The sequence below is a fragment of the Petrocella sp. FN5 genome (genome assembly GCF_029210395.1).
GTDB lineage: Bacteria > Bacillota > Clostridia > Lachnospirales > Vallitaleaceae > Petrocella.
This window is the reverse complement of record NZ_JARGDP010000012.1, coordinates 36,182-60,262: the sequence shown is the minus strand read 5'-3', so window position 1 is coordinate 60,262 and position 24,081 is coordinate 36,182. Positions and strand designations below refer to the sequence as shown.

Genomic DNA, 24,081 nt, shown 5'->3' with positions numbered 1-24,081 from the left:
CTGACAACAACAACCCTTGAACCATCCTTCATTTCATTCACTTTATAGCCTGTACTTTCCGATAATTGCCCGGCTTTGTTATAACGATAAATATTCTGACAAATCCTCCGTAGTTCTTTTTCTGAACCGAAAGAAAGAAAGGACAAATGTATGGATTTACCTTTATAAAATATCCAGATGCTGTCATAATGATTTGGCGTCTGTATAATTTGACTTAGATAGTCTTCCATCACTTTATCCGTAGCTTTTTCTACAACACCTGAAACACCACCAGATACGCCGTCAATCGCCATGTCTCTTATCTCATCTACCACACCAAAACCTTTATAAATCTGATAAACCCGTTGTGTAATGACCATCAACTTATCTTCATAGCTGAGTTGTGTCAGGCTTTTACCAAATATGTCTACGATTTCTTGAGATGTTATGATGTATGAAGGGGTTTTTCCATTTTCAATAATATATTTTAAATGATCAAGGTTATGATCTACAATCATTTGGTTAAGGGCCAATACACCATAACTTTTTTTATATAAATATAGCAAAATCTCGAACTTATCTTGAACACTCAGAAAATTGGGTTGGCCAAAGTGCATAATTTTATCTACATTTTTTTCTGTTATATAATTTTTCTTTAGCAAATCACAAATGAAATCCTTCACATACTCTTTATCAAGAGCTGATCCATAGGTACAATTTTTTAGTGCTTTCTTCAGCTCACTTCTTTTATTGAGCCGTCTTTTAAACTCATCTTCAGACAGGCCCATTTCATATAGGTTGGTTCTTGTTATATCATTTATGGCATCTTTGACAAAGTCCACAATGGTCTCAAACTGAAACTTTTCACTATTATTAAGAAGCTTCTGTTCTAAATAGTGAGTCGAATCACCTTTTTGGAAGTAAAAGATTAATATAATAATAAATATAAGTAACACAACCAGTATCATTATTATATTAAGCATAATCGATACTAGCCTCCTGTTTGGTTTTTTCTAACTGTTTTATCATAACTTCACAATTTCTTTCTAAGTGTTGCAGAAGATTTTTATGCCTGTTTTTTGAATTCATGGATAGATGACGCATAAGGAAGTCTAGAATACGACTGCTATTACAAGCATCCATAAATCCGATATCATAGGGCATGCACATCATATTATCCATACCATATGTTTTAGCCAAGTTTTTAAGTGTGGACCTACTCTCCTTATTATACATACCGATATTGTACAATACGGTCTTCTCACTTAATAATGATGCATAAGACTTATTGCTAAAAAAAGTGTCCATTAGGGCTTTATTCTGGTTCAAACAAACCACCACTAAGTCTGAGTTTTTTATAATTTTTTGTGTTAATTTATGGTGGGTACCACTTGGCACATCAATCATGGTTAGATCATATTCCATGTTGGCAACAGCGAAAATCTGACTTAGTAAAGTCAATGTTTCTTGGGTGTCGATTGGCTTAGATGTTTTGGTCCCTTGAAGCAAGTCTAATCTTCTATTGGCCAATAGAGATATGGTGTAATCACAGATCATACCCGAAGCAAGTCTTCCGTTTTTTGCTAATCTCTTCAAGGCATCCAAACCGTTGTCACTAAAATCCAAAAGATCTTCTTGATGATGAACTTTTTCCTTCATAAAGCAACCTTCCAGCGTACTACGTTCAAAATGACTGTGGGCAATGAGAATTTTGAAATTATAAAGAAGAGCTGACATACATGCCATAGCAACAGCAGTACTTGTTGTACCTGTTTGTCCATGATTTGGTGACCAAAAAGCTATTTGCATTCTATTTACTCCTTTTCGACTTATTTAACCACTTCTTAATGGCTTTATCTTTACTACCCATAATATGTTGTATCATTCTTTGAATAAGTTTCTGGTAATCATGGGACATATGTCCCATCCAAATTGAGAGGTCATAGTCGTTTTCCAACTCCATTATCCAATCCCATTCATTAAAAGGACGTTCAAGCACTTTTATTTTATTGGGGTCAATTTTAAATCGATTGTTTAAATATTTTCCATTTATTCTACTGTCCACCAAAATATTATGATAAATGACACAATCATTTTCCAATATACCCTTATTAAAAATCGGTTCGTTATCGGTTACTTCTGATTGTCTGGGTCCGGTTATGAAAAACAAACGATCATAACTTTCTCTATCAACATCTACGCCATTCACAATAAGATAATCTGCTTCCAGTACATCCGGTATTTGATTTACAATTCTAAAATATTCATTATGCTCATAATCCTCTAACGCGCCCATTAAACTTTGATGCTTCGTCACCAGCACCACTTTATGTTCCATTGATAGGACCTTCCCTAAGTAAAGTCCCAAATAGTCCTTCTCTTTTGTAATTACACCAATTAAACCTATTCGTATCATATTCACACCTAAAATCCAGACAATGTTGCGTCTTCTTCCTTCTCGTTATTATATTCAGTGTTATTAGATTCATTTGTTATTGTCGTCGTTAATGATTCAGGTGATGGCTCACTGTCTCTATTTATTTGGATATCTTCTAAAATCATATCTTCTGGTGTCAATGGATTCATAGTCATGGTCGGTATGGCCATATTTGTCTCAAAAAAACGAACGCCTGCTTCATCTAGTAAAGATACTAATGATACCTCCAACACATGTCGTTTACTTAAAATCTGCTCTGCATTCGGTATCTCAAATATATTCGGATTCTCCATATAAAGTGCTAAAACACTTTGATTTACCGGGTAGTTAACAATGGATGATGCCTGTTGATCCGGATTGATATATTTGACCAAATACACCCTAGTACCTTCTGTCAGATAGGTATCTACCATAGCACTAGACATACGTAGAACCTCTTCTTCTTCAAGGGCTAAGTCTATAAGGCCGACATGAACCTGATCTCTAGAACGCTCAAAAGATTGAATTGGCTTTTTGGCCAATACGATATAATCCTGACCTGTCGGAAAAGCAATTCTAATATCAACCACATCTGCATCATCCAGTAAATACGGTAATTCTATAAACCCAAATTCATATATTCTAAGATTTTTACTCACCAATGCTTCTTCCATAAACATAGGTGGGGTTAATGGCAAATTTTTATCTATGTCTATTAAAAGCTTTTTACCCATCAAGAGAGATACTTCCGTGTAACCGGATGAGATTGGCTTTTCTGCCTCCATCAGAGATAGTGTTACATCTTCTCGTGTCAATATGCTTCCTTTTTTCAATGGTTTAGATGCAACAACAACAGGATAGGTCAACGTTTCTTGTTGCTCTTGACCTACTGTAGAGGCAAAATATTCTGAAACCTCTTCTCTAAAAATCAAAGACAATACCAAAATTAGGACAAGGCTTATCATTAGGCCTAGAAATCCTGCCATCAATAAATTTTTTGTACGTTGTCGTATGATTGACATATTACACCTCCAGTCCAATGATTCTTTTCATATGATCTTGGGTCACTTTTTTTCTAACAAAAGGATCGACACAATAAGGTATTGTATGAAAAGTCATGCCTATTTTTCTACCCAACTCCAACAACTCATCTTTTTTTCCATCCGGAAAAAGCCATTTACATCTCTTGGTCATGAGCATAGAATATCTGATTCTAAAGTCATCTACTTCATCTATCTTCCAATCACTCACATGCCCTATAACTAAGGGTATGTCTGCACGCTTATGCTCTTCTGCATAATTCTTTATACCCTCACCAATATCAAGCAATATATAATGATAATCTGCCTGATACAAATCCATGAGTTTTTCTTTCGACGTTCCTTTATAATATGTAACACCTTTAATATTAAAAGATTCTGTTGACATGATATCATGGTGTAAGCCTTCATATGCTTTTTCAATTTTACCAAAATGCCCCGTATCATTAAGTTCCACTAAGGCAACTTTTCTTCTTTGTTTGGCCAAATAATATGCCATCATAATACAAAAATGAGTAACACCAATGCCTCTAGCCACGCCCGTCACCGCTATGACTTTGCTCTTTTCTTTTTGTATTTTTGAATACTTGAATTTTTGATCTAATATGGTCTTTAACATCATCCAACTTACTCCTTTTTATACCTAGGGCTTTTGTAGCAACTACACCAAAAATATCATCTAGTATCTTTTGTGTAGTCTCCGTTATCAAATATGGGTTTGGATTATATGGCACCTGATGACACTTAAAATTAGCCATACTTTCTTTTACCACACGAAAGGACGTATCATCCATAAAATTGAACATATAATAATAAGATTTGTTGGGACTACCAAAATAATACTCTTCAAAACTGTCTATTTCCCAATCCTTACCACCACACAGCATCAAAACTTGGTGACTTTTCTGATAACTACCTTTTTGTTCCAAGTCATCATACTGACCGCCATCTACTATAATCACATCATAATTAGCTACCATACTCTTATCATAGGACAAATTATTTTGATAACTGTAAAAATGAATAGCATTAAAAACAAAGTAAAATTTCTCTTCTTTAATGGTTTTATACATATTACAAATTTTTATAAAATCATGATGCGCTTGCCACTCAATCAAGGCAACTTTTTGACCTTGTTCTTTGAAATAATGAGCGAGCATGATGGCTACATGCGTTGTACCTAAAGACCTATTTATGCCTGTAACCGTTATAACATTACGACTCTTTTCAAGAAAAACATCGTAATCATTATTGTCATTCTTCCGATTGCCAAGAGCATTAACATCCTGTCGTAGAGTGGCAATGTTTTGATATCTTTTGGCTTGCACTGTCTCCATACACTTCATAATGATTTGTTCTAAACCCGAACTGATATAGGGATTTTCATCTCTTAGAGGTTGTAGCCTATACGGTGGTGTACTTAAATTCTTTCCTGTCAATAAATAGTACATGCTTACACCCAGAGCAAATATATCTGTCCGCACATCTGCTTTAGAAAATCCAAACTGCTCTGGTGCTGCATACCCTCTTGTTCCAAATTGAGTTGTATCTCTCGTCGTTTCGTGACTGTACTTTTTAGCTATACCAAAATCAATCAGCTTAATATGTCCATTTTGCATTCTGATAACATTACTCGGCTTTAAATCTCTATAAATAATAGGTCGTTCTTGAAAGGTATGCAGGTAATTCAGAACATCACAAAGTTGTAACATAATATCGATAATTTCTTGTTCTGTCAGCTTATTCTTATACTTCTCAAGTACCTTGCCTTCAACGTATTCCTCAATAAGATAGATTCGATCTTCGTCCTCTTCAATATCCATTATTATTGGAATTGAAGGATGACGCAGTTCAATTAATATATTTTTTTCTGCCAGTAAATCAATCTCATCCTCTGTTTTCTTTATGGCTTTAATGGCAACCAAGCTCCCTATCTTATTGTTCTGCGCCAAGTATACGATACTGGTCCCACCAATACCAAGAGGCCTGATAATCTTATAGCGTTCAAAGAGAACAACCCCTGCCAACAATGTATCTTCCAACTCATTCACTCCCCATCCTAATTCTTTGATACACCATACTCTTATATATTATATGGAGACCCTCTGGAAATTGCAAGAAGTTTTTGATAATTAACTGATTTTCTTTTAATTATTTCATATTAATGACATATATGTTTATATAACACAAAAATGGAAACAATTCCATGTACTAGGAATCATTTCCATTTATTACAAAGTTTACCAAAAAAAGAACCGCACACTGTGGAAGGGTTTTCATGGGACCTTCCTATATTACCGCCATACCAACACCGACCATGAAGTTCCTAGAGCAGTGTGTGTGATGGCGTTTGTCAGCATGGATGCTGACCGTCGACTTTTGGTGCATGGATGCACCAATCGGAGACCGTAATCATACACACTGTGGAAGGGTTTTCATGGGACCTATTTATAACACTCTTTTTCCCCACTAAAAAAAGCCTCTAAGCTTTATCCACTTAGAGACCTCATAATCTACTTATACAAAGAGCTTAGAAACAGACTCATTGTGATGAATCCTTGATATCGCATCCGCCAATATATCTGCCACCGACAACTGCTTAATCTTATCCGTCTTTTTACCCTCCGGCAAAGCAATTGTATCAAGAACAAGCAGTTCTTTAATCGCTGACTTCGTAATTCTTTCTATCGCCGGTCCGGATAAAACAGGGTGTGTACAACAAGCGTATATCTCGATTGCACCTTGATCACTTAGGGCATTAGCCGCATTGCAAATCGTACCGGCAGTATCAATCATATCATCAACCAAAATAACATTCTTACCTTTTACATCACCAATGATGTGCATGACCTCACTTACATTGTCTTCCGGTCTACGCTTATCAATAATGGCAATCGGTACATCGAGGGCTTCAGCGAAGCTTCTGGAACGCTTGACTGATCCGATATCCGGTGAGCAAATAACCAAGTTTTCTTTCTTATCTTGGAACTTTTCTCTATAATACTTAATTAGAAGAGGATTACCTAACATATGATCCACAGGTATCGTGAAGAATCCTTGTATCTGCGCACAATGGAGATCCATTGTTAAAACACGATCACAACCTGCAATCTGTAGCATATCCGCTACCAAACGTGCTGTGATAGGATCTCTAGCCCTTGCCTTACGATCTTGTCTTGCATAGCCATAATAAGGCATAACCGCCGTAATACGACCGGCTGATGCTCTTCTTAAGGCGTCAATCATAATAAGTGTTTCCATCAAAGTGTCATTGACTGGGAATGATGTGGGTTGAATAATGAAGCAGTCAACACCCCTTACCATTTCCCCGATTTTTACATAAGATTCACCATCGCTAAATTTGCCAACCTCTGCAATGGATAATTCTGTTCCTAATGATTTAGCTATGTTGATTGCCAGTTCTTGGTTTGCGCCTCCTGAAAAAACTTTAATGCCATCATTGTTTCTGATTACACTGGTCATTCGTCTTCCTCCTAGGTTCATGCATTCACGTTATCTGTTTCTCTTAGCCCAATCCTCAATGTTTGTTTGCCTTGTTCTTGCTATACCTAGTGCGGATTCCGGTACATCATGGGTTATTGTCGATCCAGCAGCTGTGTAAGCTCTGTGATGTACAGTGACAGGAGAGACAAGGTTCGTATTACAACCTATGAATGCTTCGTCCTCGATTGTCGTTCTATATTTTTTCTGTCCATCGTAGTTCACCACTACGGTCCCACATCCAAAGTTGACGTTCTTTCCAACATCCGCATCTCCAATATACGTAAGATGAGATACTTTCGTCCCGTCACCAATGCTTGCGTTTTTGATTTCTACGAAATCACCTATTTTTATATTTTGACCTATATTTGAATTTGGACGTATGTATGCATACGGTCCAACAGTGGTATCATGACTAATCTTGCTCATCAATGCTGTAGACTGTTCAATATGAACTCGGTCTCCAAGCTCGCAGTCCACTATTTTAGTGTTAGGTCCAATTATACACCCTTCGCCAATTTTTGTATGACCTTCTATAAAAGTATTGGGATAAATCTCAGTATCCAAACCAATAACAGCATTTTTACTAATATAGCACTGATCAGGGTGTACCATAATGACACCCTCAAGCATCAATCTCTCATTAATACGTCTTTGCATAATCAAACCGGCTTCAGCTAATTGTACTTTTGTATTGATTCCTAGAATCTCATCGCTTTCTTCCGTGACCAATACTTCCACCTTGCCACCCATATCCATAATAATCTTCATGGTGTCCGGAAGGTAGTATTCACCTTGAGCATTATCATTGGTTAACTGACTCAATGCGCTTTTAAGCGCTTTCGAGTCAAAGCAGTACATGCCTGAATTGATTTCACACACCATTTTTTCCTGCTCTGATGCATCTTTGTGTTCCACACTCTTAAGAAACTGTCCATCTTCGTCCCTTATAATTCGCCCATAACCGCTAGGGTTTTCTACCCTCGTAGATAAAACGACAACATCACTCTTAGTTGTCTCACAATGCTCTATCATCGCCTTCAATGTATCACTTGTAATTAAGGGCGTATCACCAAATAAAACCAAAGTCTTTCCCTCAACATCCAAGAAATCTTCTGCCATCATAACCGCATGACCTGTCCCAAGTAGTTCTGTCTGCTTAGCATACACCACTTCATGAGATATGGCCGCTTCAACAACCTCACTTTGATGTCCTACTACCACACACACATCTTCTATACTTGCTTCTTTAGCCGATTCAATGACATAGTCCACTAATGTTTTTTTTAGAATTTCATGAATGACTTTTGGTTTATTAGATTTCATTCTGGTTCCGCCACCGGCAGCCAAAATGATGGCCTGTACTTTTGACAATGAAGACACCTCTTTCAACTTAACATAAAATTAATACTGTCCGTGGTACATTTTACACTAGATATTATATATGTTCAAGGAATAACTCAATAAAAAAGCACTTCTAGATAGAAGTGCCAAAAATCATTCCATTTCAGCCATTTCTTCGTATACTTCGCCTTCATCCAAAGAAATCGTTTCGTACTTTTCAAGTATTGACTTTTGAATTCTATCCCGTGTGATGGAGTTAATGGGATGCGCAATATCTCTAAACTCTCCATCTAAGGCTTTTCTACTTGGCATTGCAATGAACAGACCTTTTTCTCCTTCGATTACTTTGATATCATGTACAACAAATTCATTATCAAAGGTAACCGATACCACTGCTTTCATTTTTCCCTCTTTAGTAATTTTTCTTACTCTTACATCTGTAATCTCCATATGTACCCCTTTCCATAAGTAGCTCTGACTATAAGTAACTAACTGTCCACTTTGCTCCTAATACTAATATCATACATATATCTATCTCGTCCCCTTATTGCAGGAAAATATTAGCATTAAAGGCCATTACTCTGTAAAATCACCACTACAATTATTATAGTATATTATCAATAGGATGACAACTCTTTTTCATCACGCCTTTAGAGCCATATTCCATGAAATTTATTGATTTAACTTGTTTTGACACTTTAACCATCCTTGTATTTTATTTATAGGAACTATCCTTGGTTTTTATAATAATAATTTCGTTTTCTTTACCTTTGACTACAGTACCTTCCTCAAGGTTGCAGTGACTATCAATAATGGCATTTTCAATATGACAATGATCTCCAATGTAGGTATCATTAAGAATTATGGCATTTTTAACCACTGAATTATTACCTATAAAAACTTTCCTAAAAAGAATTGAGTCCTCAATATTACCATTAATAATACTCCCACTAGAGCATAAGCTATTTGAAACCGTAGATCCATAGTTTATTTTTACCGGAGGTTCATCTTCTACTTTAGACATGATATTCGGTGTTTTCCTGAAAAAATCATCTCGTATGGACTTGTCCAAAAAATCCATATTCGTTTCAAAATAAGATTCTAGACTTGCAATACTTCTCCAGTAACCCTCATGGATATAGGCATAAATCTTCTTTTGTTTCCTATAGCGTACAATGACATCACTTACAAAATCATGGCGTTCTTCTTTTGCACAACTTTCAATTAATTCAATTAGCAACCTTCGACGAATAATATACATACCCGTTGAAACTAGGTTCCCTTCTGGCTCAATAGGCTTTTCCTCAAATTCAATAATTCGATTATCCTGATCTACCGTCGCAATACCGAACCTATTCAGCTCACGCTTGTTTTTCTCTTCATAACAAACCATCGTAATATCGGCTCTTTTTTCTATATGGTATTGTAAGACTTTACTATAATCAACCTTAACAACACCATCCCCTTGGGCAATGATGGCATAGGGCTCATGGCTATTTTTAAGGTAGCTTAGATTCTGATAGATGGCATCTGCCGTACCTCGGTACCAAAAACTATTTTCATTGGTCATGTAAGGCGTAAAAACATGTAAACCACCATGCTTACGACCAAAATCCCACCACTTTGAAGAGCTTAGATGCTCGATGAGGGATCTTGAATTATATTGGGTCACAACTGCCACTTTGCTTACCCCTGAATTGGTCATATTACTTAATGCAAAATCAATTGAACGATAGCTACCGGCAACGGGCATCGCAGCCAACGCCCTATTTGTAGATAGATCTTTTAATCTCTCATTTTTTCCACCTGCTAATATAATACCCAACGCTCTCAATCTGAACCCTCCCCTATAATTAGATTCTTACCACTGGCCAGTTTATTGTCAATAAAAGAAGACTTGGTCACAGGACCATCAATTGCACAATTCTTACCAATTTCAACATTAGGAGGTATGACTGTCTTCTCACCAACAACAGAAATACCTGAGTAATAGATATGAGGTTGTTCCTCATTTATAACATCCTCGCCCATACCTATTTTTGTATGAGCGCCAATTAGTGCTTTTTCAGCAATAATGCTTTTATATATCTGAACACCTTCGCCTATTATCGCACTGTTCATAATAATTGAATCTCGAATGATTGCGTCTTTCTCGATGATGACATTAGAACCAATGACAGAATTGTAAACATGACCATATATTTCGGCGCCTTCACCTAATATGCACATTTCCACACTGGCGCCTTGACCAATAAATTGTGGTGGTTGTACTTCATTTTTGGTATAGATTTTCCAATAGGACTCATAAAGATTAAACTCAGGAACCAGATCAATCAATTGCATATTGGCATCCCAATAAGCTTCTAAGGTACCCACGTCTTTCCAGAAACCATCAAACTCGTAAGCATAAAGATTAAAGTTTTTACTTAACATATAAGGCAATATATGCTTCCCGAAGTCACTGTCTTCATAACTTTCCTCAGATAAAATAAGGGCTTGTCTAAAAGCTTTCCACTCGAATATGTATATACCCATGGAAGCCAAATCACTGGTTGGGTTTGGAGGTTTTTCTTCAAAATCGTAGATTTTACCATCTTCTTCTGTTTTCACCAGACCAAATCGATGGGCATCCTCTATAGGCACTCTATAGACAGCAATAGTTACATCCGCTTTTTTCTTCTTATGGTAGTTTAACATCATTTCATAATCCATTTTATAAATATGATCCCCTGAAAGAATTAATATATATTCCGGATTATAATAGTCAATATATGGAATGTTCTGATATACAGCATTTGCCGTACCGGTATACCAAGCGTTGTTATCCTTGCTTACAAATGGTGGTAAAATGGTGACACCTCCAAAATTCTTATCCAAATCCCAAGGTATGCCAATACCAATATGCTGGTTCAATAATAATGGTTGGTATTGAGTCAATACCCCAACCGTATCAATCCCAGAATTAATACAGTTACTTAGTGTAAAATCAATAATTCTATATTTACCACCAAAGGATACTGCCGGCTTTGCAACATGGGACGTTAACACACCTAATCGACTGCCTTGACCACCGGCCAATAACATGGCAACAATTTCTTTTTTTCTCATAATACGCCTCCCTTCTTATGGCTATATGATATCATATTTTTTATATTTTGGCTCCTAATTTTACAGACAACTTGTTATAAAATCGGTTAACTTACTGTTTATTTTTATACAATATCTTGTGCTCTCAAAACACAAAAAGCCCCTCTTAGTAATTGCAGTCTTCCATCAACTGTCTATTACTAGGGGCGTATTTAAAAAGCTAAAACATAGTAAGTATTTATTTCTTCATATTGGAGGGGGTCATATGTATGATTTTGTTTTTTTCATCAATACCCTTAAAATCGATTAAGGAATAATAAGACTGAACCAGTTTTTCGTCAGATGTAATAGTGGACATCATAACCGCAACTCCAACCACCTTAGCTTCAAACTCCTTCATAAAATCCACAACACCTTTTGCCGTTCCACCCGCCTTCATAAAATCATCTACAAATAGAACATTCGCACCTCTCCTAATAGATTTTATTGGCATAGACATGGTTTTTATGTTTTGTTTCGATCCGGTTACATAGTTCATTTGTAAGGTCGTACCTTCTGTTAATCTTGCTGATTTTCTAATAACTACTATTGGCTTGTTTAGGATTCTAGCCACCGCCAAAGCCAAAGGTATACCCTTTGTTTCAATGGTCACAACATAGTCAATTGAAGCACTTTCATAATAAGCAATTATACATAGGGCTATCTTTTCCAACCATGAAGGATCGTATAAGAGATCATTCATATACAAATAACCACCAGGTATAATTCTACTGGTTTCTGATAACTTATTGCATAAATCCATTTGTACTTTATGAACAAATTCTTTGTTAGCAATTGGTAAATAGTATACCCCTCCTGCTGCTCCGGATATGGAATATATCTTACCCAAATGGTGTTTTTCAAAGGATGTTTCAATACTTTTTATGTCTTCACTTAATGTTGACTTGGCATGGTCTAGCATCTCTGAAAAATAGTTTAGTGTAAATATCTGAGATGGATTTTCTATTAAAGTTTTTGTAATCAAAGCTATACGCTCTGTCTTGCTTATTTTATTATTCATCACTATTCCTCTAGTTCTATTCTCTCTATAGGCTAAGGTATTAAAGCTATGTCTCATATGTGTATCTAGAGAAGCTTGATTTTAACACTTTAACCATATTATAACTTACATCTCCGAATATTATAAGTCCTTTTCTTCGAAATATTCGACTCTTTCATATTTCATAAAAAGAATGTATAATATAGAAGAATCTAATCGATTGTTAATTGAATTCCTACAGATTCTTAAGGAGATAAAAATGTATAAAATCAACCTTGAAACACCCATACATGTTCATTTCATAGGCATCGGTGGTATTAGCATGAGCGCATTGGCTCAGTTGTTGCTTAATCGTGGCTTTAGAGTAACCGGTTCTGACATCGGTAACAATGGCTCTATAAAAAAGTTGACAACCATGGGTGCACATATTTATAAAGGACATCACCAAGATCATATAACCTCTGACATCGACTTGATTGTCTACACTGTAGCTATTAAATTAGACAATCCTGAAATTGAAAAAGCTAACAAAATGGACATACCCATCATAGATCGTGGTACTTTGCTGGGTCAGGTTATGGACGGTTATGAAAATAGTATTGCTGTATCCGGTACACATGGTAAAACCACCACCACCTCTATGATAGCGCATATTCTAACATCCGCCCAGACCGAACCAACGGTTATGGTTGGCGGTATATTGCCATTAATAGGTGGCAATGTGGCCGTAGGTAAATCACCATTTATTGTAACAGAAGCCTGCGAATATTTTGATAGCTTTCATCATTTTTTCCCAAAAATATCCGTTATACTGAATGTAGAAGAAGATCATATGGATTATTTTAGAGATATCCATCATATTCATGATTCATTTCACACTTTTTTAGAGAATACAAAAACAGATGGTAGCATTGTTATCAATGCCGACATCAAGGATGCACACCTTATACTAAGGGAAACAACAAAAAAAATCACTACATATAGCTTGACCAATGCAAACTGTGATTTTTATGGCACCAATATTGTGTATAACTCACTTGGTCACGGCGCCTTTGATGTCATCTATAAAAATCAGTCTATTGGTCGATTCCAATTGTCCGTACCTGGTGATCACAACATCAGCAATGCACTTGCTGCCATTGCAACCGCTGTGGAACTTAATATTGACTTGGCCTCCATAGCTTTAGGCCTTTGTGCTTTCACCGGTACCCATCGCCGTTTCCAATACAAAGGCTCTCTTGGAGGTGTACATATTGTAGATGATTACGCACACCATCCCACCGAGATAGAAGCCACAATAAAATCAACCGCTAATATGGATTTCAACAAGCTTTGGATTGTCTTTCAGCCTCATACTTTCACTAGAACAAAAGCTTTTTTAGACGATTTTGCAAAGTCTTTAAGTTTAGCTGACCACGTCATCTTAATGGACATCTATTCTGCAGGTCGTGAAGCGGATTTTGGTGACATTCATGCACGGGATATACAATCTAGAATTTTGGCCTATGGTACACCTTGTGAATATTTTTCTTCTTTCGATGAAATCAGCTACCATATTTTGACCCATTGTATCCCAAATGACCTGTTGATAACTATGGGCGCCGGAGACGTGTATTTGTTAGGCGAATACCTACTAGATTCATAGTTTTCCACATTATCCACAGACTTGTTCACATATCGTACAAAAACAGACGTGTATAACTGGTTTACATAACGTATATTATTGCGATACCTGAACACCTTTATTTCACTGGGTTTAGCCGCCATTTATAGCCATCTTATCCATGTAGATAATGTTATACACCATCTTATCCACACTTTACACATTTATTAGCCAATCGATAGGTCTTCTGAAGAAAGCCTTTATTTATAGGGCTTTCTCATATTTTTTTCCTATTTCCTCTTGACTTATAGCCCATAGTTCTATATCATTATACTTCCCATCGTATAGTATATGCTATGATGGTATAATAAATATAAAGTTATACACATGGATGGTAATGGTTTACATAATGTGGGAAAGGGTTCATATGAGTCAAATAAATTTACAATCTCAAAACATTCATCAACACACGCTCATAAATAACCTATTTATTGATCATTATATGCCTAAATCCAACGGGGACTATGTGAAAGTCTATTTGTATTTGCTTAGGCTGATTTGTAGCAATCAATGTGCTTTTACGACAAAACAAATCGCAAAGCAGTTACATCTTATAGAATCCGATGTCATTCGTGCTATTAATTACTGGGACGAACTTAAAGTCATTGAAGTTCAGTACGAAGATGATCAGATTACCTCTATCGGTTTATTAAGTCTTGAAAAGACAGAAGATACAGTTATCGCTTCCAATAAAACCGGAAAGAATAAAGCCAATACTCCAAAGCCAAAGCTCTATGAGAGACCGGAATACACCATGGAAGAGATTGCCGTTATAGCCGGTCAATCAGAATTTCAACAGCTTATTTATATTACCGAAAAATATTTGGGCAAGCAATTAACACAGGTTGATGTAAATATCTTAGTTGGTTTTATGGATTGGCTAGGTTTAACTATAGAAGTTGTAGAATATTTGATTGAATATTGTGCATCCAACGATCATCGTCATATGAATTACATAGAAAAAGTGGCTATGGACTGGTCCGATAAGGGCATACGAAATGTAAAGCAGGCCAAAGACTTAACGGAGAACTTCAATAAGAACTATTACAAAATCTTCAAAGCCTTAGGTTTATCAAGTCGTAACCCCACACCGGCTCAGACAAAACTAATGGAAAAATGGCTGGTTGAATATAATTTTGCAATCGAAGTTATTGAAATCGCCTGCGAAAAAACCATTGAGGCTATTAATAAACCTGAGCTCAAATATGTGGATACAATTTTAACCAACTGGCAAAACAAAGGTGCAAAATCCATTAATGCTGTTAAAGAATTGGATATACAGTATAAATCAGGCCAAGTCGATAAAAAATCTGCAAAAAAAGACGTAGCTGCAAAAGCCAGTAATCGATTTCACAACCATAACCAACGTCAATATGACCATGATCTGATAGAAAAACGCATGCGACAGATGATTGAAGTCGAAACGGTGGAAAAGAGGTCTTAATATGGGTCTTACTAGATCACAGTTTAAACATATCCTAAATATTATCGACCAACGTCGTTTAAAAAACCAGCAGATTTATTATGCCAGAAAAGATAAGGTTTATAAGGCGTACCCTGTACTTCAGGCCATTGATGAGCAGATTTCATCCTTATCCGCTTCCTTAACACGGCAAATTGTGGAAAACCCAAATAAGCGACAGGCACTCCTAACAGATCTGCAAGAAAAAGTCAGTCGTTTATCTCAACAGAAAAAGAAAGTCTTGCAAGATGCAGGTTACCCAAGTGATTATCTGGCACCCATCTATGATTGCGAAGATTGTAAGGATTCCGGCTACATCGAACATGCTAAATGTCATTGCCTCAACCAAGAAATCATCAACTTTTCCTATGAGCAAAGTCATTTAAATGCCATTTTACAAAAAGAAAACTTTGACAATTTCTCTCTTGACCATTATAGTAATGAGGTAGATAAAAATATTGGTAAATCACCAAGAGATATTGCAGCCTTCAATTATAAAATCTGTTACAACTTTGCTGAGCAATTTGACACAAAATACAACAATCTCATTCTCTACGGTCAAGCCGGCTTAGGCAAGACTTATCTGTGTAACTGTATTGCAAAAGTATTACTAGATACAGGACACACGGTTATCTATCTGACGGCCTTTGGTTTGTTCAAGCTTCTTGAGACTTACCGCTTTCATAACGAAGAGGGCCATGTAACATTAGACGAGATTCAAAACCTATACGAATGTGATTTACTCATTATTGATGACCTTGGTACTGAGATCAACAATGCTTTTACTACATCGGAGCTGTTTAATATCATTAACACACGCATGCTGGACAAGAAGCCTGTTGTCATCTCAACAAACTTACCACCAAGTGCATGGAGCAACCAATATACCGATCGTATTGTTTCACGTATTTATGGTAATTACTTATCTGTAGGCTTTATCGGTTCCGATATTCGCTTACAAAAGTTTTTATAGATCTTAACCCATAAGGTTTAGATATAAGCACGCATAGTTCAATTGGATAGAGCGTCTGACTTCGGATCAGAATGTTGTGGGTTCAAGTCCTACTGCGTGCGCTAAATGAAAAAGCTGTAAAACCTTGATTCTATAAGATTTTACAGCTTTTTTGTCTCCCTATTTTATACTTTTTTCATTCTCATTTTGTACCTTATACAGATTATGTGATAAACTGTTAGTACTTTAAATTTTTATGGCATTTGGGAGGAGCGATATGATTAGAAAAGCAATGGAAAATGATATTCCGGTATTACTGGACATATATAATGATAGTATTCTAAACGGTACTGCCTCCTTTGAAGAGGAACCGCTGACCTATGAAGAAGGTCAAAGATGGTTAAAAGAACACCAAGAAGCTTATCCCATTCTGATTTTTGAAGATGATGGTCAACTCCTTGGTTTTGCATCTTTATCGCCATATGGTAGAAAACGAGAGACTGCATATTGTAGTGCAGAAATCTCCATATATGTTAGTAAAAAGGCTCAAGGCAAAGGGGTAGGAAGTCGTCTAATGGATGCTATTATAGAAGCCGCTTATCATGCTCCAAAAATAAAACAATTAATCTCTGTTATTACGGAAGGCAATCAAGGAAGTATCCTACTGCATGAGAAAAAAGGCTTTATATATGGCGGCAGACTTGTTAATGTTGCAGAAAAACACAATGAATTACTAAGTGTTGTCTACTATCAAAAGGATGTTACAAAAGCCTAAATCGACCATGCCCCCTCCTACTCCTCACCACATGAAAACGATACAACACCACTTAGGCCACTCAATTCAACAATCAATTTATCAATAAAATGATCCAAAATCATGGCATGAATCACAATATTAATATCTTCATTGTCCTCTTCTAAAAAACTGGTTTGACCATAAACAATGTTAATATCCCTAACAACAATTTCATATTTATCCATAATTTTGTGAATGGCTTTTATTTGCCCATTCTCTTCTTTTAAACGAATGAGAATCTCATAGTTCATTTTTTCAGCCTTAATGTCTTCCATACACCTTAAATTATGTAAGATATAATAAACCACAATACTGATAATCATACTGGTCAAGTACATACCGGACCCAATAGCCAATCCAATACAAGCCACAACCCACAAGGAAGCTGCTGTTGTAAGTCCCTTAACAGAGAATTTATCCCTGATGATGGTACCAGCGCCAAGAAAACCAATACCGCTTATAACTTGAGCACCGAGTCTAGCTGGGTCCGAATTCACCACTGTATGATAGGCTTCAAAAATACTAAATGAAGTAATCATAACAAGCGCTGAACCCATACACACAAGTGCGTACGTTCTAAGACCTGCTGGTCTATTTCGGCTCTCCCGCTCCCAGCCAATGGTAGAGCCAATAACGCAAGCTAAAAATATGGTAAACATGCTTTTAATCAAAGCATTCAAATCTACGACATAATCCAGTAATTGAAGTCTTGGTAAGTCAATCAGTAGTAAAACGCCCGTTACCATCGTTAATACACTGATGACCAAAAAAGCCGGTATATTCCATATATGACTTTTGTTGCTTTCATTAATGGCAATGTTTTTTTGACTCATTTTATTCATATTTTAACACCCCTACTTAAACTAATTGTATCCAACTGAACGCAAAATAAAAGAAAAGCTTCTTTCTCCATCAAAGTATCTCTTACCTATCTTTAGTTTCATTTTATTGAATTTCAAATACTATTATTGCTACTATACACCTTATGCTAAAAAACAACAATCAAGTATCCTGTTTTTTTGTCAAATAATAAGAACTTAATTTATTTGTTTTTAGTTTTGTCGTACACGTCACTACTTCTTCCCTAAGAGACTTCATTAATGCAACAATCGAAAGTAACATAATAATAGCAAAAGGAAATGCAGCTACAATGTTGGCTGTTTGCAAAACCTCAAGCCCTCCTGCAAGCAATAATGCCAAGGCTAAAAAAGATTGAGTAACCCCCCAAGCCACTTTCTTTTTTGTTGAGGGATTAGGGTTCCCACCTGATGTATAAATACCAAGAACAAAAGTAGATGAGTCTGCAGAGGTCACAAAAAAAATGAATAATAATAGCACCGTGACAAAGGAAATTAATCCACTTAAGGGGTACCAATCCATTATAGTAAAGTAAGCTGTTGGAATGGATGTTAAGGCAGTTTTAGCAACTTCAAGGCCTTGATGGGTTCCAAGTACACCAAAAACACAGAACCAAACCATGGAACCTAGAGTAGGTATGAATAAAACACCAAGAATAAACTCCTTTATGGTTCTTCCCCATGAGATGCGTGCTATGAAAGTGCCAACAAAAGGTGTCCAAGCTATCCACCATGCCCAATAGAAAATTGTCCAATTGCCCAACCACTCACTATGATCCTTCAAAGCAAACCATGGTAAACCATCACCGATAAAATGCAAACCATAATCTTGTATACCTTTTATCAGACCTTTCGCCATTTCTAATTGGGGGCCAATTACAACTGCTATAACAAGCAAGAATATGGACAATACCAAATTAAAAACTGACAACTTCTTTATACCCTTATCTAGGCCTTTTACTGCTGAAGTGATAAAACAAACTGTCGCTACGAGTATGATGATTACCTGAACGGTTCTTGTTTCAGGTACATTATAAAGCATGTTTAATCCACTGTTAATCTGAAGTGTTCCTAATCCCAAATCTGTAGCAATACCTGTTACCGTAGCAAAAATGGCTAATAAGTCTATTAACATGCCGATAATCCCTTTTGCATGTCGTTCACCTATAATTGGTATAAATATACTACTGACGAGACCCGGATAACCTTTTCTTAGCTGAAAATAGGCTATAGCAAGACCAAATAATGCATAGTTCGCCCAAGCATGCAAACCCCAATGAAAAAATGAAAACCGAAGTGATAACTCTGCTGCTTTTTGGCTACCAGCTTCTGCAAGCCCATAGGGCGGATTTATGAAATGACTGAGTGGTTCTGCCACACCCCAAAATATAAGACCAATGGCCATACCTGCACTAAAAAGCATAGCAAACCATGAGAAGTTAGAAAATTGAGGTTTTGACTCATCTTGTCCAAGCTTCAGGTTACGGTATGGACTAAATATTAAGTATATACAAAAGAAAAGAAAAATAGATACCGACAAAAGATAAAACCAACCAAATCTTGTTACTAAAAATCCAAAAGCAGATGAAGCCATTTTTCCTAAGGAATCAGGGGAAAATATTCCCCATAATGAAGTAGCTGAAATAATTAAAATTGATAAAATAAATACAACTTTGTTTCTTATTCTTTCTATAATTAGTTCAAACATAGTCACACCCCTATTATTAATGAAAGCCATGGAGTCATCCATGGCTTTCTCCAAAATCTGGAAATACTACTCCTTATTTCCTTCCCTTTTTTCAACCACCTTATCTTTTTCTATCATTTTAAAGAATGAGACCGCTACAATGATCAATACGAACATTAAGGGGAAAGCGGCCACAATAGAGGTGGTCTGCAATGGCTTTAATGCATTGAATAATAGGAGGGAGATAGATATGGAGCCTAATATCAATGCCCATAAAAAGGAATTCCATCTGGCAGGTTCATCGTCTTCTTTTAACTCTTTTGTCGTAACCGATGCCAAAGTAAAAGCAATTGTCGTCTGTCCGGTTACCATAGAAATAAAGGCCAGTAGAATAAATGCAAACAGAAGTATATTTCCAAGAGGTGCTGCTGCTATCGTCTCCACAACTGCCCATGCAGGACCTAGATTTTCAAATATAGATATGACATCTAAACCTCTGCCAGGAAATAATTCCGGATTATTAAAACTCAACTGAAGACCCATGGAGTAGTTGCCAAGGATTGAGAAGAATACCCAACAACCTAGAGATCCCCAAAAAACAGAACCTAGAACAACTTGCTTAATGCTTCTACCTTTTGATATTTTAGCAATATACAGACCCATAGCCGGAGCATAGACTACCCACCAAGCCCAGTAGAAAATTGTCCACCATTGTGGATGTTTGGATTGACCTACGGCATCTGTCCAAAAACTCATATTAATGAGTTCTGAGAACATAAGTCCCATTGCTGTCGTTGATTGATTAAGAATGAATACTGTATGCCCACCAAGTACGAGCAAAAATGTCAACACACCAAATGCCAAGTAAATATTAAGATCTGAAAGTCTTCTAATACCTTTTTCAAGACCAAGGAATACTGTAACACCGATGGATAATGTCCATACTGTAATAACTATAATCTCCAATTCCTGAGTGTGCACAATACCAGTAAGCTTAGAAATACCTGCTGTAAGCATCGGTGTTCCAAGTCCCATGGAAGTTGTAACACCACCTATAAGACCAAACACAAAAAATATATCAATAAGTTTACCCATCCAACCGTCTACTCTGTCACCCATTAAACCTCTGCAGGCTTCTGATAATCTTAGTATCGGTTTTTTTCTTACGTGATAGACATAAGCGATGGCGACCGATACAACTGCATACATGGCCCAAGCTGTTGCTCCCCAGTGGAATAGACCATAAGTAGATGCCCATTCAGCTGCCTGCCATGATCCTACTTCTGCACCAAAAGGTGGTGACTGCCAGTAATAAATCCATTCAATGGTTCCCCAATAAAGCAATGAAGAACCTGTCGATGCGGTAAAAATCATACCGATCCAAGAGAAGGTTGAAAAATCGGGTTTTTCCCCAGGTGCCCCCAATATAACCTTACCATACTTACCAAATATCAAATAAATCGCACTGGCAAAAGCCGCTAAGGTAAACCAAATGTAAGTCCATCCCAACTCATTTGTCATATAATTGAATACGGCATTCAGTTTGACCAAACTGCTCTTTGGATTCAATACAAAATAGACTGCAAGTGCAATGGTGATGATTACTGAAGGCCAATAAATTGCTTTATCAATCTTCGGTCCTTCTTTGAATTTCTTAATTATGTTCATTTCACTTCCTCCTTATATTTGCAATTTCATTAAATGAATTTTGCATTCTAGCCCTTTACTGATTTCTTTCTGCCATATCCGGATAATCACTAAAAATCCCATCTACACCTAATTTCATAGCATAGAGATATTCATCTTTTGTATTGATCGTATATGGAAACACTTTGTAACCTCTTTTCTTACCTTCTGCTACAAAAGCCTCATCTAAATATTCTATTGCCGGATGAATACTGTAGGGTTTGATACCGGATTGCTCAATCATTTCCCATGGGTGTATCCAATAAGCGTAGATTAAAAGACCTATTTTTATATCCTGATCCAGCTTTCTAAACTTAAGCAGGCTTACATGGTCAAAAGATGATATGATAACCCTATCTAAAATGTCATGAGCTTTTATAATGGCCCATATACGCGCCTCAATATCGCCTCGCTCTCTGGCAATGCTTTTGATTTCGATATTCAACCATACATCCTTCGGTATAATCTCAGCCACTTCCGCAAGTGTCGGTACTTTTTCATCCTCAAATGCTTTGCCAAACCAACTACCTGCATCATAATCTTTAATTTCTTTCAAAGTTTTTTCTTTGATCCAACCTTTTCCATTGGTTGTTCGATTAAGGGTGTAATCGTGAATAACGACGATTTCCTTATCTTTCGTCAACTGCACATCGATTTCTATGCATTTCACACCCATCTCAACAGCTTTTCTTATGGATGGCAGTGTATTTTCCGGTGCGTATGCGGAGGTTCCTTTGTGTCCAATAATCATTATTTGCCCCTTTCTTCATGCTTTCTACCTTGAATTTATATGAGTATATGTTTTTTTGCACAAAAAAAAAAGAGCCCGAATTAACCTTTTGTACGTTAATTTAACTCTATTTTTGGTTAAAGGGTCAAAACTAAGTTTCACTTAATTCACATGCCATATATAGATTACGTTGATACATTCGTAACTATATATGGTATGAGAAAGTTCAACTATATAGTTTTGACGCCTTAACCAATTTTCCAAACATTAATTTTTTGTAGGCTTTTGGGGTCATACCGGTTTCTTTTTTAAATACGGATGAGAGTTGCTGTGAACTTGAATAATTTAACGTCTCAGCTATTTCCTGGATAGATTGATTGGCTCCTATCAACATCTTTTTTACATCATTAATTTTCAGTTCCTGTATATATTGAGTTACATTTTTCCCTGTCTCTTCTTTGAAAATTCTGGATAAATATACTTTATGTATGCCTAACCTTTGAGATAAATCCGTAAGCTGTATGCCTTCTGTATAATGTTTATTGATTAAATGAATGGTTTGCATAACCCTCAAGCTATATTTCATTTCCACTTCAGTCTGATCTTTCTTAACAACTCTCTCTATAACTCTTGAAAACCAAGCAATGATTTCCTCAATGGTATTGCTTTCCTCCAACTCATTTAGTGGAATAAAGTTTTTGCCAAAGACCCACGCATAAGATAAATCATTTTTTCCGATATAGTCAACCAGCAGGGAAACAATACGCGCATTCACATAACGAATATAATTGTACTGCATGAATCCCTTAATGTCTTCTAAGTAAATCGTTTCAACCGTCTCCAGCATCGCCTTTAAATTGCCTTCATCCATATACTTTTGTGCCCTATCGATCATTTTATCCAAACGATTTGGATTGAAGTTCGTCATTTGTGTAAAAACTGTATTATAAAATATATTTTTGTTCTCACCAAGAAAAACCCTGTATTTACATGCTTCACTTGCCTCTTCATATCTTGATACGATATCCGTGACGCCCTTAAAACCTCGACTGATACCAATGGTGAAATCACAAAGCATAATTTCAGATATGATTTTCCTGACCCTTGTTGCCATGTTCTGACTATCATAAATATACTTTAGCTGGCTGCTTACCTGATTTATTTCTGTAAGGAGGACCCATTCAAGACTTCCTTTTTGTGCCAATCGATTTCCTGAAATACCTAATTTCACTCCTAAAGCGTTTCTAACTTTTTCTATACCTTCCGAATCAACATCGCAGTTCATCGTATCATTGCTAACTACAGGCGCATCAAAAGCTACAACTAAAAGAATATGATAACACGCTACAACCTCTGGTGAGCAGTCATAAGTAGCATCCTCTTCTAATAGCTTATCAATAGATACATCCAAAGAGGTAGTAAATCCTTTTTCTTCAATAAAATCTTGATGCTGTCTTTTGCTCTTATTAAGCGCTTCAAGAAGGTCTTCCTTGGTAAGCATATCCTTAATGAGATAGTCATTGACACCATAGCGCATGACCTCTCTAGCGTATGAGAATTTTTCATGGCAACTTAGCACAATAATCTCTTGTTGCTTGTTTATACTCTTAATGATTTTGATGAACGCCAAGCCATCCATAATCGGCATCTGAATATCCGTAATAATGATGTCTACTTTATTATTCCGATAAAATGCTATGGCCTCAGGACCATTATCGAATTCTTCCAAAATATAATAGTCTGTCTTATCCCAAGCCATAAACGCTTTTAGTGATTCCCTAGATGGCATTTCATCATCAATAATTATAATGGACTTTTTCATATCCGTAACCTCCATAACTT

20 protein-coding genes, 1 tRNA gene and 1 pseudogene are annotated in these 24,081 nt (G+C 36.4%); 5 read left to right on the top strand and 17 right to left on the bottom strand.

Annotated features, from left to right (window positions below):
* The 12 genes and pseudogenes from P0N36_RS05390 to purR form a co-directional block, all read right to left on the bottom strand.
* Nucleotides 1-962, bottom strand: a pseudogene (locus P0N36_RS05390) (hypothetical protein); the annotation flags it as partial.
* The gene (locus P0N36_RS05385) at nt 955-1,788 is read right to left on the bottom strand and encodes a hypothetical protein (RefSeq protein WP_275841815.1); all 834 of its coding nucleotides are present in this window, start codon (nt 1,786-1,788) and stop codon (nt 955-957) included. The pseudogene P0N36_RS05390 and the gene P0N36_RS05385, both read right to left, overlap by 8 nt.
* Before the next feature lies 1 nt (nt 1,789).
* Complete coding sequence (locus P0N36_RS05380; RefSeq protein WP_275841814.1) at nt 1,790-2,395, bottom strand: hypothetical protein; 606 nt, start codon at nt 2,393-2,395, stop codon at nt 1,790-1,792.
* An 8-nt stretch (nt 2,396-2,403) separates the two neighbouring features.
* Nucleotides 2,404-3,417 carry an SAF domain-containing protein gene (locus P0N36_RS05375; protein WP_275841813.1) on the bottom strand — a complete coding sequence of 338 codons (1,014 nt, stop codon included), beginning with the start codon at nt 3,415-3,417 and terminating at the stop codon, nt 2,404-2,406.
* Between the two features lies 1 nt (nt 3,418).
* The gene (locus tag P0N36_RS05370; RefSeq protein WP_275841812.1) at nt 3,419-4,057 is read right to left on the bottom strand and encodes a hypothetical protein; all 639 of its coding nucleotides are present in this window, start codon (nt 4,055-4,057) and stop codon (nt 3,419-3,421) included.
* A complete protein-coding gene (locus P0N36_RS05365) occupies nt 3,966-5,486 on the bottom strand; it encodes a serine/threonine-protein kinase (RefSeq protein WP_275841811.1) in 1,521 nt (506 codons plus the stop codon). The genes P0N36_RS05370 and P0N36_RS05365 overlap by 92 nt, the downstream gene beginning before the upstream one ends.
* 466 nt (nt 5,487-5,952) lie before the next feature.
* On the bottom strand, nt 5,953-6,918 hold the full coding sequence (locus tag P0N36_RS05360) for a ribose-phosphate diphosphokinase (protein WP_275841810.1): 966 nt from the start codon (nt 6,916-6,918) through the stop codon (nt 5,953-5,955).
* A gap of 30 nt (nt 6,919-6,948) precedes the next feature.
* Nucleotides 6,949-8,310 carry a bifunctional UDP-N-acetylglucosamine diphosphorylase/glucosamine-1-phosphate N-acetyltransferase GlmU gene (gene glmU, locus P0N36_RS05355; RefSeq protein WP_275841809.1) on the bottom strand — a complete coding sequence of 454 codons (1,362 nt, stop codon included), beginning with the start codon at nt 8,308-8,310 and terminating at the stop codon, nt 6,949-6,951.
* 123 nt (nt 8,311-8,433) lie between these two features.
* The gene (gene spoVG, locus P0N36_RS05350; RefSeq protein ID WP_125136858.1) at nt 8,434-8,730 is read right to left on the bottom strand and encodes a septation regulator SpoVG; all 297 of its coding nucleotides are present in this window, start codon (nt 8,728-8,730) and stop codon (nt 8,434-8,436) included.
* 265 nt (nt 8,731-8,995) lie between these two features.
* Complete coding sequence (gene glgD, locus P0N36_RS05345; protein WP_275841808.1) at nt 8,996-10,114, bottom strand: glucose-1-phosphate adenylyltransferase subunit GlgD; 1,119 nt, start codon at nt 10,112-10,114, stop codon at nt 8,996-8,998.
* Nucleotides 10,111-11,388 (bottom strand): glucose-1-phosphate adenylyltransferase, encoded by a 1,278-nt coding sequence (locus tag P0N36_RS05340; RefSeq protein ID WP_275841807.1) that lies wholly within the window; start codon nt 11,386-11,388, stop codon nt 10,111-10,113. Before P0N36_RS05340 ends, glgD begins: the two co-directional genes overlap by 4 nt.
* Before the next feature lie 217 nt (nt 11,389-11,605).
* Nucleotides 11,606-12,427, bottom strand: a complete 822-nt coding sequence (purR, locus tag P0N36_RS05335) for a pur operon repressor (RefSeq protein WP_275841806.1) — start codon at nt 12,425-12,427, stop codon at nt 11,606-11,608.
* Nucleotides 12,428-12,665: 238 nt separating this feature from the next.
* Between purR and murC the strand changes: the two genes are divergently transcribed.
* The 5 genes from murC (at nt 12,666) to P0N36_RS05310 (ending at nt 17,258) form a co-directional block, all read left to right on the top strand.
* The gene (murC, locus tag P0N36_RS05330; protein WP_275841805.1) at nt 12,666-14,051 is read left to right on the top strand and encodes a UDP-N-acetylmuramate--L-alanine ligase; all 1,386 of its coding nucleotides are present in this window, start codon (nt 12,666-12,668) and stop codon (nt 14,049-14,051) included.
* 385 nt (nt 14,052-14,436) lie between these two features.
* Complete coding sequence (locus tag P0N36_RS05325) at nt 14,437-15,513, top strand: DnaD domain protein (RefSeq protein WP_275841804.1); 1,077 nt, start codon at nt 14,437-14,439, stop codon at nt 15,511-15,513.
* Nucleotide 15,514: 1 nt separating this feature from the next.
* Nucleotides 15,515-16,504 carry an ATP-binding protein gene (locus tag P0N36_RS05320; protein WP_275841803.1) on the top strand — a complete coding sequence of 330 codons (990 nt, stop codon included), beginning with the start codon at nt 15,515-15,517 and terminating at the stop codon, nt 16,502-16,504.
* A 27-nt stretch (nt 16,505-16,531) separates the two neighbouring features.
* A tRNA-Arg gene (locus P0N36_RS05315) sits at nt 16,532-16,605 on the top strand.
* Between the two features lie 155 nt (nt 16,606-16,760).
* Nucleotides 16,761-17,258, top strand: coding sequence for a GNAT family N-acetyltransferase (locus tag P0N36_RS05310; RefSeq protein WP_275841802.1), 498 nt, complete (start codon nt 16,761-16,763; stop codon nt 17,256-17,258).
* 17 nt (nt 17,259-17,275) lie between these two features.
* Here the strand turns inward: P0N36_RS05310 and P0N36_RS05305 are convergent, their stop codons facing one another.
* From P0N36_RS05305 to P0N36_RS05285, 5 genes are all read right to left on the bottom strand, one after another.
* Nucleotides 17,276-18,121 carry an MgtC/SapB family protein gene (locus tag P0N36_RS05305; RefSeq protein WP_275841801.1) on the bottom strand — a complete coding sequence of 282 codons (846 nt, stop codon included), beginning with the start codon at nt 18,119-18,121 and terminating at the stop codon, nt 17,276-17,278.
* Between the two features lie 160 nt (nt 18,122-18,281).
* A complete protein-coding gene (locus tag P0N36_RS05300) occupies nt 18,282-19,844 on the bottom strand; it encodes a BCCT family transporter (RefSeq protein WP_275841800.1) in 1,563 nt (520 codons plus the stop codon).
* 66 nt (nt 19,845-19,910) lie between these two features.
* Complete coding sequence (locus P0N36_RS05295; protein WP_275841799.1) at nt 19,911-21,491, bottom strand: BCCT family transporter; 1,581 nt, start codon at nt 21,489-21,491, stop codon at nt 19,911-19,913.
* A 55-nt stretch (nt 21,492-21,546) separates the two neighbouring features.
* Nucleotides 21,547-22,260, bottom strand: a complete 714-nt coding sequence (locus P0N36_RS05290; protein ID WP_275841798.1) for a glycerophosphodiester phosphodiesterase — start codon at nt 22,258-22,260, stop codon at nt 21,547-21,549.
* Between the two features lie 205 nt (nt 22,261-22,465).
* Entirely contained in the window at nt 22,466-24,061 is a 1,596-nt protein-coding gene (locus P0N36_RS05285) for a response regulator (RefSeq protein WP_275841797.1), read from the bottom strand.
* Between the last annotated feature and the right edge of the window lie 20 nt (nt 24,062-24,081).